The organism is Pseudomonas sp. WS 5027 (assembly GCF_012985695.1).
Taxonomy (GTDB): Bacteria; Pseudomonadota; Gammaproteobacteria; order Pseudomonadales; family Pseudomonadaceae; genus Aquipseudomonas; species Aquipseudomonas hygromyciniae.
Map to the genome: position 1 here is coordinate 138,953 of NZ_JAAQWU010000016.1, position 10,832 is coordinate 149,784.

The 10,832-nt window shown below is 60.1% G+C and carries 7 protein-coding genes; 2 read left to right on the top strand and 5 right to left on the bottom strand.

All coding sequences use genetic code 11. The features are described from left to right. Nucleotides 1-27 precede the first annotated feature (27 nt). From glyA to HBO09_RS19935, 3 genes are all read right to left on the bottom strand, one after another. Nucleotides 28-1,281: a serine hydroxymethyltransferase gene (gene glyA / locus HBO09_RS19925; protein WP_038443507.1), complete on the bottom strand. Its 1,254-nt coding sequence runs from the start codon at nucleotides 1,279-1,281 to the stop codon at nucleotides 28-30. Between the two features lie 229 nt (nucleotides 1,282-1,510). Next, the gene (locus HBO09_RS19930; RefSeq protein WP_170060952.1) at nucleotides 1,511-5,362 is read right to left on the bottom strand and encodes a bifunctional diguanylate cyclase/phosphodiesterase; all 3,852 of its coding nucleotides are present in this window, start codon (nucleotides 5,360-5,362) and stop codon (nucleotides 1,511-1,513) included. A gap of 115 nt (nucleotides 5,363-5,477) precedes the next feature. Then, on the bottom strand, nucleotides 5,478-6,089 hold the full coding sequence (locus tag HBO09_RS19935; protein ID WP_169999408.1) for a LysE family transporter: 612 nt from the start codon (nucleotides 6,087-6,089) through the stop codon (nucleotides 5,478-5,480). 249 nt (nucleotides 6,090-6,338) lie between these two features. Here HBO09_RS19935 and ettA point away from each other — a divergent pair, with 249 nt between their 5' ends. Both ettA and gdhA read left to right on the top strand, forming a co-directional pair. Further along, nucleotides 6,339-8,003 carry an energy-dependent translational throttle protein EttA gene (ettA, locus tag HBO09_RS19940; RefSeq protein ID WP_029292090.1) on the top strand — a complete coding sequence of 555 codons (1,665 nt, stop codon included), beginning with the start codon at nucleotides 6,339-6,341 and terminating at the stop codon, nucleotides 8,001-8,003. Nucleotides 8,004-8,350: 347 nt separating this feature from the next. Next, nucleotides 8,351-9,688 carry an NADP-specific glutamate dehydrogenase gene (gene gdhA, locus HBO09_RS19945; RefSeq protein ID WP_169999409.1) on the top strand — a complete coding sequence of 446 codons (1,338 nt, stop codon included), beginning with the start codon at nucleotides 8,351-8,353 and terminating at the stop codon, nucleotides 9,686-9,688. Nucleotides 9,689-9,803: 115 nt separating this feature from the next. On the opposite strand, the gene HBO09_RS19950 is transcribed toward gdhA, so the two are convergent. Together HBO09_RS19950 and HBO09_RS19955 are read right to left on the bottom strand one after the other, a co-directional pair. Next, entirely contained in the window at nucleotides 9,804-10,160 is a 357-nt protein-coding gene (locus HBO09_RS19950) for a hypothetical protein (RefSeq protein WP_169999410.1), read from the bottom strand. 132 nt (nucleotides 10,161-10,292) lie between these two features. Then, entirely contained in the window at nucleotides 10,293-10,595 is a 303-nt protein-coding gene (locus tag HBO09_RS19955; protein ID WP_169999411.1) for a chorismate mutase, read from the bottom strand. Nucleotides 10,596-10,832: the final 237 nt, after the last annotated feature.

Here is a 10,832-nt window from a genome sequence, read left to right on the forward strand (position 1 = left end):
GCGGGCTTTTTATTCAAGCGACTGCAATCAAGCGCCGTATACCGGCAGCTTCTTGCAGATGGCCTTGACCTTCTCACGTACCGCGTCGATCACGGCTTCGTTGGACAGGTCTGCCAGGATGTCGCAGATCCAGCCAGCCAGTTCCTTGCACTCTGCTTCCTTGAAGCCACGAGTGGTCACGGCCGGGGTGCCGAAGCGCAGGCCCGAGGTGACGAACGGCGAACGTGGGTCGTTCGGTACCGAGTTCTTGTTGACGGTGATGAAGGCTTTGCCCAGGGCAGCGTCAGCATCTTTACCGGAGATGTCCTGTTTGATCAGCGACAGCAGGAACAGGTGGTTTTCAGTACCGCCGGAAACCACGTCAAAACCGCGCTCGATGAACACACTGGCCATGGCCTGGGCGTTTTTCACCACTTGTTGCTGGTAAGTCTTGAACTCAGGCTGCAACGCTTCCTTGAAGCAGATCGCTTTGGCGGCGATCACGTGCTCCAGCGGGCCACCCTGGGCACCCGGGAATACCGCGGAGTTCAGCTTCTTCTCGATATCGGCGTTGGCGCGAGCCAGGATCAGGCCGCCACGTGGACCGCGCAGGGTCTTGTGGGTCGTAGTGGTCACGACGTCAGCGTAAGGCACCGGGTTCGGGTAGACGCCAGCGGCGACCAGACCGGCCACGTGGGCCATGTCGACGAACAGGTAGGCGCCAACCTTGTCGGCGATTTCACGGAAGCGTGGGAAGTCGAGGATCTGCGAGTAGGCAGAGAAACCGGCCACGATCATTTTTGGTTTGTGCTCGACCGCCAGGCGCTCGACTTCGTCGTAGTCGATCAGGCCATTGCCGTCGATGCCGTACTGCACAGCGTTGTACAGCTTGCCGGAGGACGAAACGCTGGCGCCGTGGGTCAGGTGACCGCCGTGGGCCAGGCTCATGCCCAGGATGGTGTCGCCGCCTTGCAGCAGGGCCAGGTAGACGGCCGCGTTGGCTTGGGAGCCGGCGTGTGGCTGGACGTTGGCGTAATCGGCGCCGAACAGCTCTTTGGCACGGTCGATGGCCAGTTGCTCGACGATATCGACGAATTCGCAACCGCCGTAGTAACGCTTGCCCGGATAACCTTCGGCGTACTTGTTGGTCAGAACCGAACCTTGAGCCTCCATCACCGCAGGGCTGGTGTAGTTTTCCGAAGCGATCAGCTCAATGTGCTCTTCCTGGCGCACAGCTTCTTGCTCCATGGCGGCAAAGAGATCGGCGTCGTACTTGGCAATAGTCAAATCACGGCTGAACATGGCGGTCCTCAAGGATCGGGGGCAGAAAAGAGGGGCATTCTAACCCAATGGGTTTTAGATGGCATATGAAAGGACATCATGTCGCGGACAAGTGGCGCTCATCCAGAGATGGATGGCGTATTCGAGGGCCCCTTCGCGAGCAAGCCCGCTCCCACATTTGATTTGCGAACACATTCAAATGTGGGAGCGGGCTTGCTCGCGAAGAGGCCATCAGCCTCACCGCAAAACTTCAGTCAAACATGAACAGCGCATCATTACAGAACTGCGCCTCAAACCGATTGGCCGGCATCGGCCGCCCAAACAGATAGCCCTGCACCTCGTCACAGCCATGCTCGCGCAGGAAGTCCAGTTGCTCATGGGTTTCCACGCCTTCGGCGATCACCGCCAGGTTCAGGCTGTGGGCCATGGCAATGATTGCCCGGGCGATTTGCGCGTCCTGTTCGCCGGACGGCAGGCCGTCCACGAAGGTGCGGTCGATCTTCAGCACATCAATCGGGAATTGCTTGAGGTAATTGAGCGATGAATAGCCGGTGCCGAAGTCGTCCACCGCGATGCTCAGGCCGAGGTTTTTCAGGCTGGCAAGGATCTGCAGGGCCTCGTTGACCTCGCGCATCAGGATACTTTCGGTCAGCTCCAGCTCCAGGCACGCCGGCGGCAGTCCGGTTTCCTTGAGGATGGTGGCGATCCGCGTGCCCAACTGTCCATCGGAGAACTGCCGCGCCGAAATGTTCACCGAGACCTTGGGCACCCGTACCTTGTTCTGGTGCCAGGTCTTGAGTTGCCGGCACGCTTCGTCGATCACCCAGTCGCCCACATCCACCACCAGGCCCAATTCTTCCAGTACCGGGATGAAATCCCCCGGCGGCACCAGCCCGCGGCGTGGGTGACGCCAGCGCAGCAGCGCTTCGGCGCCGGTCAAACGTTTGCCATCGCCACTGAACTGCGGCTGGTAATACAGCACGAACTCGTTCTGTTCCAAGGCATGGCGCAGGTCGCTCTCCAGTTCCAGGCGCTCCAGGGCGCTGGCGTTCATGTCGGCCTGGTAGAACTGGAAGTTGTTCTTGCCGCGTTCCTTGGCGTGGTACATCGCCGTGTCGGCGTTTTTCATCAGTTGGCTCAGTTCGTTGCCGTCCTGAGGGCTCAGGGCGATACCGATACTGGCGGTGACAAAAAACTCGCGGCCTTCGAGCACAAACGGCTTCACCAGGCTGGCGAGGATCTGCTCGGCCACGTGGATCGCCCGGTTCAGCGCCATTTCGCGGCTGACCCGTGGTTGCAGGAGCAAGGTGAACTCGTCACCGCCCATGCGCGCCACGGTATCGTCCTCGGCCACACAGCCGAGCAGACGAGTGGCCATTTCCTTGAGCATGCGATCGCCGGCGGCATGGCCCAGGGAGTCGTTGATCGGCTTGAAACGGTCGAGGTCGAGGAACATCAGTACCACCCACGACTTCTGCCGTTCGGCCGACTGCAGCGCGGTGTGCAGGCGGTCCTGGAACAGCGTGCGGTTGGGCAGGTGGGTCAGGGCGTCGTAGTAGGCCAGGCGGTGGATGCGTTGCTCACTGGCCTTGCGCTCGCTGATATCGCTGAAGAAGCACACATAGCTGGCCAGGTCGCCTTCGTCATCCAGCACCGCAGTAATGCCGACCCACGCCGGGTAATGCTCGCCACTGCGGCGCTTGAGCCACACTTCGCCTTCCCAGGTGCTGTGTTGGTGCAGTTGCTTGAGCACATAACGCAGGTGGGCTTCCTGCTGTTCATCGACGGTGAGCATGTTCGGCAACTGGTCGAGCACATCGGCCACGGCATAACCGCTGACCCGGCTGAAGGCTTCGTTGGCCTGCACGATATAGCCGGCCGGGTCGGTGATCAGGATCGCCGAAGTGGAGTGTTCGAATACCGTGGCGGCCATGCGCAGGTCTTTCTCGGCGCGGCGTTGCTGGCTGATGTCACGGCCCACGCCGAGGATGCCTTCGAACGCGCCGTGCTCGTCCCACACCAGCACCAGGCGCAGCTCGATCGGCACCTTGCGCCCATCGGCCCGCAGGCAATCGAACAGGAACAGTTGGGTCTGCACGTCATCGCGCAGCAGGGCCAGGGCTTCGGGCTGGTCGAGGGCGCGGCTGACCCGTTCTACCAGGGTGTAGATGCCGGTCAGTTGTTGCGGGTTGGCGATGGTCGATTGCCAGCCGTTCTTGAAGATCCAGTCGACTTCATAGCCCAGCACGGCATTCACCGACGGGCTGACGTAGTTGAGGGCCAGCTTGCTGTCGGTGGAGAAAATCACGTCGCTGATACTTTCGGCCAACATCCGGTAGCGCTGCTCGCTGTCGCGCAGGGACTCGCTGGCTTCGATCTGATCGGTGATGTCCTTGGCCACGCCGATGATCCGCGTGACTTGGTCGCTCTTGTCCCGGGCCAGGGCCTGTTCGCGGATCTCGAAGCGCCGCCACTGGTTGTTTCGGTGCCGAAAGCGCAACTGGCACTGCAACTGTGCCAGGTAACCGGCTGCGCGCTGTTGCTGGCGCAGTTCGTGGTAGTGCTCGGCGTCTTCAGGGTGCAGCAGGATCTCCCAGAAGTATTCGCCCATCTGCTGCAGTTCGTGCCTGTTGTAGCCCAGGGTATGGCCCAGGTGGTGGTTGCCTAAGATCATCCGCTGGCTGATCACATCCTGCACATACAGGTGATCCGGCACGGTGCGCACCACATCCGACCAGAAGCTTTCGCGCTCCACCAGCGACAGTTCGATCAGTTTGCGGCTGGTGATATCGCTGATGCTGAGGATCACCGCTTTATAGTCGTGCTGTGCTTCCGGCAGGCGCATCACCAGCCACAGGTATTGGTCGTTGCCTTCGATATCGCTGAGTTGAATCTCCAGCTCCAGCTGTTTTTGCTGGGTCAGCACGGCTTCCAGCACTTGGTAGCCAATAGCGCTGGTGTTCAGTGCGCAACCGTCGATCAAGCGGTCCCAGGCCTGTTCGCAGGACGCCACATTCAGCAGGCGCACCGCCACTTGGTTGACTTCGGTGATGCGCAGTTCCTTGAGCAGTTGCTGGCGTTGCTCGGGGCTGGTTTGCAGCCAGTCCTGCAACTGCTCGCGGGTGTGCAACTGGGCCTTGTCGAAGAACCCCCGCAGGCCCGACAGGTCGAGCACGCACAAGGCCACGCCGGTGCCGTCGAAGATATCCTGATAGCGGCGCCGGCCTTCGTTGACCTGGCGCTGGCGGCGACGCATGTTCAGCAGCACCAGTACCGGGATCAGCGAAAAGGCCAGGCCCAGCAGGCACTTGCCGATAAACGCCGGCAGCAGTTGCTCCAGCACGGCGGCGCGATCAAACAGGCCGCGCAGTTGCCAGTCGCTTTTGCTCAAGGGGGTGACCAGTACGGTTTTATTCAGTTCTTCCGGGGTCAGCCCGGCCGACCATTGGCTGGGCATACCGCTGTCGCGACTGACAACCCGGTGGTTCAACTGGTTTTCAATTGCCCACATCGGGCGCGGCCCCTGGCCATCCTGGCGCGTCAGGTTGGCCAGGTAATTGGGGGCCAGGCGCAATGCCCAGTACATTTTTGCGCCGCCACTGGGTTGGTGCAGCAGCAGGTAGATGACGGAGCCGTCGCTGTTATTGCTCAGGTAATAGGACTGGGCATGGCTGCGCTTGACCAGCTCTTCGAGCCAGGCACTGTCTTGGCTGTCGGCGGCGGTGTCATTGATGATCGCGCCACTGGGGGCGAGCAGGGCGACGCTGCGTAGTTCCGGCAGCGAGCGTTGCAAGCTGCGCATCAGGGCCTGGTGCTGTTCTTCGTTGCGCGGCGGCTCGACAATCGGCAGCAGGTTGAGGGCGATTTGCGCGCTCAGCGCCATGTTCAGGCTGATCTGTTCGGCCAGGTCGGCGCTGTAGTTGATGGTGTATTGCTGCTGGTTCTTCTGGTTTTGCTGCAATTGGTCCAGCAGTTGCCAGAACAATAGCGCGAGCAGCAACAGGACCAGCGTCGCCAACGCGCCCTTGAGGGTTCCGTGCAGGGGCGCGCCTGGCGCAATATGGTCTGCGCGCAAGGGGCTTGGCTTTGTTACGTTGGTCAAGCTGTGATCCTGCGGTTTGGCTGTACTGGCGCGCGACGTGCACTATAAGCCGGACGCCCGGAGGGCGGCTAGCATGCCTTGAGTTGTGGCAAAGTGCCAGCCCCGCCTGGCGGGACTATAAGGCCGGGCCGGTACGGATCAAGTCATCCGCCAGTTTGAATAGAATTGCCAGCGCAAAGCAACCAATAACCACAGAGGCCATGCGGTTTATGTTCTGCGGGGTCAACCAGGCATGTCCGCTGCGCTTGATACGCGCACCAAACAGCACCCAGGCGCAGCCAACGGGGATCACTACCGCCGTGAATTGCATGACGAACTGCCCGTACAGGGCCATATCGGCAAAAGTCTGCACCGGCACGACGAACGAAACCACCAGCAAACCTTTCGGGTTGATCAGCGTCAGTAAAAAGAAATGCCAGTTCGATACCCGTGCCCCGGGCAGTGGGAGCAGATGGGTGGCAGGCTCGCGCCACAAGCCGTACGAGGTCTTGACCAGGTAACAAATAGATAAGAACTGCATCACCTTCAGGCACCAGGGCGCATTGGCGCCAATATGGCTGAGGGCGTATCCCCAAAAAGATATCTGCAGCAGGTAAGCCAGGCACTCCAACAGGCTCAGGGGCCAGGCCCGCCTGAAACCCGAGAGCACGCCAGAGCGTAATAACAGGGTATTTGTCGGCCCCGGCATTAATAGCAGCAACCCCAGTGCAGACATGACGTTAAGCATGGAAGCTGTTTCCCGGGACAGTCATAGGGTAAGGCGTGGTCCAGAATGCATGTGACATGTGTCTTCTTCATTTGGGGAGGCGGGGTATTGTGTGCCATCTGGCCCGCATCAGGAAAAAGCGCGGCTCAAAAGCGCCTGTCAATCTGCCCGCCGCCGCTGACTTAGGTTAACCTTGATCATTCGATGTGCTACGTACAGCGCCATGACGCTACGCAGGCCCTGTTCTCATCTTTTTACGAGGTCCACATTTTGGCTCAATACGTTTTCACCATGCATCGGTTGGGCAAAGTTGTTCCACCGAAGCGGGAAATCCTGAAAAACATTTCGCTGTCCTTCTTCCCTGGCGCCAAGATCGGCGTGCTCGGCCTCAACGGTTCGGGTAAGTCCACGCTGCTGAAAATCATGGCTGGCGTCGACACCGAGTTCGAAGGCGAAGCCCGCCCGATGCCTGAACTGAACATCGGCTACCTGCCGCAAGAGCCGATCCTGGATCCGTCCAAGACTGTGCGTGAAGTGGTCGAGGAAGCCGTCAGCGTCATCAAGGACGCCCAGGCCCGCCTGGACGAGGTCTATGCCGCCTACGCTGAGCCGGATGCCGACTTCGACAAACTGGCCGCCGAACAGGCCAAGCTCGAAGCCATCCTGCAGGCCGGCGATGGTCACAACCTGGAGCGCCAGCTGGAAGTCGCCGCCGATGCGCTGCGCCTGCCGGCGTGGGACGCCAAGGTCGAGCACCTGTCCGGTGGTGAAAAGCGCCGCGTGGCCCTGTGCCGCCTGCTGCTGTCGGCCCCCGACATGCTGCTGCTCGACGAACCGACCAACCACTTGGACGCCGACTCCGTGGCCTGGCTGGAACACTTCCTCCATGACTTCCCGGGCACCGTGGTTGCGATCACGCACGACCGGTACTTCCTGGACAACGTCGCCGGCTGGATCCTGGAACTCGACCGCGGCGCGGGTATCCCTTACGAGGGCAACTACTCCGGCTGGTTGGAAGCCAAGTCCGACCGTCTGGCCGCCGAATCCAAGCAGCAGTCGGCCCATGAAAAGGCCATGAAAGACGAGCTGGAATGGGTGCGCAAAGGCGCCAAGGCCCGTCAGTCGAAATCCAAGGCCCGTCTGCAACGCTTCGAGGAAATGCAGTCCCAGGAATTCCAGAAGCGCAGCGAGACCAACGAAATCTACATCCCGGCCGGTCCGCGCCTGGGTGACAAGGTCATCGAGTTCAAGAACGTCTGCAAAGGCTATGGCGACCGCGTGCTGATCGACAACCTGTCGTTCTCCATGCCTAAAGGCGCCATCGTTGGCGTGATCGGTGGTAACGGTGCGGGTAAATCCACGCTGTTCCGCATGCTGATGGGCAAGGAGCAACCGGATTCGGGCACCATCGAAGTCGGCGAAACCGTGCAGTTGGCCTGCGTCGACCAGAGCCGCGAAGACCTCGACGGCAGCAAGACAGTGTTCCAGCAGATTTCCGACGGTTCCGACCAGATCCGCATCGGCAACTATGAAATCCCGTCGCGCACCTATGTTGGCCGCTTCAACTTCAAGGGCGGCGACCAGCAGAAGTTCGTTAAGGACCTGTCCGGTGGTGAGCGTGGTCGCTTGCACTTGGCCCTGACCCTGAAAGAGGGCGGCAACGTCCTGCTGCTCGACGAACCGTCCAACGACCTCGACGTTGAAACCCTGCGTTCCCTGGAAGAAGCCTTGCTGGACTTTCCGGGCGCCGCGATTGTGATCTCTCACGATCGGTGGTTCCTTGACCGCGTGGCGACACACATCCTGGCGTACGAAGATGACTCGCAGGCGGTGTTCTTCGAAGGCAACTACACCGAGTACGAAGCCGACCGCAAGAAGCGCCTGGGCGAAGCGGCTGCCCAGCCGCATCGTGTACGGCACAAGAAACTGGCCTGAATCGGCTGGTTTGAAAACAGCGGAGCCTTCGGGCTCCGTTTTTTTGCCTGTGTTTCGGGAATACCGCGTTGAATGCATTCGCGAGCAAGCCCGCTCCCACATTTGATCGAGTTTCAACCTTGGAATGCGGTCGAATGTGGGAGCGGGCTTGCTCGCGAAAGCGGTTTAACTATTGGTGCATGCTTTAAGTCGAAATACCCTTTTTGGGGCGCTAAGGCTCAGTTATTTATATCTATTGCACCATTTAAATTCACAAAAGCGACATTTTGCCCTGTCGCGGTGCGACATGAATTGATAAAGTCCTGGGCAAATCGCCATTAACGACAAGAAATCTGCCGAGACTTTTCATGATCGAATCCGTCGAATCCTTCCTTGCCCGCCTCAAGAAACGCGACCCGGACCAGCCGGAATTCCACCAAGCCGTGGAAGAGGTCCTACGCAGCCTGTGGCCTTTTCTTGAAGCCAATCCCCATTATCTGACCTCAGGCATTCTTGAGCGCATCTGCGAGCCGGAACGGGCCATTACCTTCCGGGTTTCGTGGGTGGATGACCAGGGCAAGGTCCAGGTCAATCGCGGCTTCCGCATCCAGATGAACAGTGCCATTGGCCCCTATAAAGGCGGCTTGCGCTTCCATCCGTCGGTCAACCTGGGGGTGCTGAAATTCCTCGCCTTCGAGCAGACGTTCAAGAACTCCCTGACCTCGCTGCCCATGGGCGGCGGCAAGGGCGGCTCGGATTTTGATCCCAAGGGCAAGAGCGACGCCGAGGTCATGCGTTTTTGCCAGTCGTTCATGAGCGAGCTGTATCGCCATATCGGTGCGGATGTGGACGTACCCGCTGGCGACATTGGCGTGGGCGCTCGGGAAATCGGTTTCCTGTTTGGCCAGTACAAGCGTCTGAGCAACCAATTCACCTCGGTGTTTACCGGCAAGGGCATGAGCTACGGCGGCAGCCTGATCCGTCCGGAAGCCACCGGTTTTGGCTGTGTGTACTTTGCTGAAGAAATGCTCAAGCGCCAGGGCCAGCGGGTCGAAGGCAAGCGCGTGGCGGTTTCTGGCTCCGGCAACGTCGCGCAGTACGCGGCGCGCAAAGTCATGGACCTGGGCGGCAAGGTGATCTCCCTGTCCGACTCCGAAGGCACCCTGTACTGCGAAAGCGGTTTGACCGACGAGCAATGGTCGGCGTTGCTGGAGCTGAAAAACGTGCAGCGCGGGCGCATCAGCGAACTGGCCACACGCTTTGGCCTGGAGTTCCGCGCCGGCAAGACCCCGTGGGAATTGGCGTGCGACATTGCCCTGCCATGCGCAACCCAGAACGAACTGGACGCCGAAGCTGCCCACAACCTGTTGCGCAACGGCTGCATCTGCGTGGCCGAAGGCGCCAATATGCCGACTACGCTTGAGGCTGTGGATATCTTCGTCGATGCGGGCATTCTGTTCGCACCGGGCAAAGCCTCCAATGCTGGCGGCGTGGCGGTGAGTGGTTTGGAAATGTCCCAAAACGCCATGCGCCTGCTGTGGACCGCCGGTGAAGTGGACAGCAAGCTGCACAACATCATGCAGTCGATCCACCACGCCTGTGTGCATTACGGTGAGGAAAATGGCCGGGTCAACTACGTGAAGGGCGCGAACATCGCGGGCTTTGTGAAAGTGGCCGATGCGATGCTGGCGCAGGGCATCGTCTGAGCCATAACGCTGATTCACGGTAGGAGCCGGCTGCTGGCGATGATGGCAGGCGTTGGTGAGCGGACCTTTCGGTCGCCATCGCTGGCAAGCCAGCTCCTACATCGGTTGAGTGGTTTTATTGGCTGCGATAGGCGCGCGCGGCGTCACGGTCCTTCTCTTGTTGCCAGGCGCGCTCGCGCTCGTCCCAGTGGCGCTCCCGGTAGTCATCCTGGTCCTCGCTTTCGCGCATGGCCTTGCACTGGCGAAAGCCATCCTCCCAGCCTTCGGCGTACGCGCGGTCTTTCAAATAGCGTGGGACGTTCTTGCGAAACGCTCCGGTGATCACCCCGGCCGCCTGCCGCCCACTGCTGCAGCCATCGTCAAAACCATCAGCGAAGGCCGGTGGATAACCCTTGGCCAGCAACTCATCGTGGGTGGATTGGCACCCTGAAAGTGCCATCACCACGCCCAGCATCACAGCAAAACGCCACATCTCATACTCCCAGGCCGTTGAGCGGCTGATAAGGGAAGTCTAGGAGAGGATTCGTCGGGGAGATGTGAAAGCCGGGTGAGCAATTTGTTGGGACGGCATATTGGTTGTGGCGAGCCCGCTCGCCACCGGGGGTTATGTCGTGGGTTGTGTGAGAGCGGCGTGTTCGGCCAATTCCTGCTGGATGAATGCGCTGATCATCGCCCGGTACACCTGTTCAGTGACGTCGGGGTTGGCGCCAAGGGTGTGCGATAGATCACGAACCTTGTTAATGACTTGTTCGACACGCTGGGGAGCCTTGACGCCATCGCTGTCTTTTTTGAAGCGGGCGGCCTGGGAGACGAAACTGCCGCGTTCGGCCAGTAGGGCGACGATCTGGTGGTCAAGGCGGTCGATGTTTTCCCGGACTTGTTCAAGGGTGGTGCAGGTAACGGCCATGTCGTTAGAACTCCTGTAGGTATGGGGTAAACACGGACTAAAAATGTGGGAGCGGGCTTGCTCGCGAAAGCGGTGCTTCAGTCAATCTATCCGGCGACTGATACTCCACCATCGCGGGCAAGCCCGCTTGTATGTTTAGACTTGAAGGGGTGGGCGGCGACTAAAAGCCCGATTCCGACTCTAGCCAGTACGGACCGTGGGAGACTTCTCGTCCCGCCCTTTCTACCCTAAGCGCCG

Bases quoted from the DNA above. Each gene is read 5' to 3' on its own strand.
- HBO09_RS19935 (WP_169999408.1), bottom strand. From the start codon at position 6,089: ATGCTTAACGTCATGTCTGCACTGGGGTTGCTGCTATTAATGCCGGGG.
- glyA (WP_038443507.1), bottom strand. From the start codon at position 1,281: ATGTTCAGCCGTGATTTGACTATTGCCAAGTACGACGCCGATCTCTTT.
- HBO09_RS19955 (WP_169999411.1), bottom strand. From the start codon at position 10,595: ATGGCCGTTACCTGCACCACCCTTGAACAAGTCCGGGAAAACATCGAC.
- HBO09_RS19950 (WP_169999410.1), bottom strand. From the start codon at position 10,160: ATGTGGCGTTTTGCTGTGATGCTGGGCGTGGTGATGGCACTTTCAGGG.
- gdhA (WP_169999409.1), top strand. From the start codon at position 8,351: ATGATCGAATCCGTCGAATCCTTCCTTGCCCGCCTCAAGAAACGCGAC.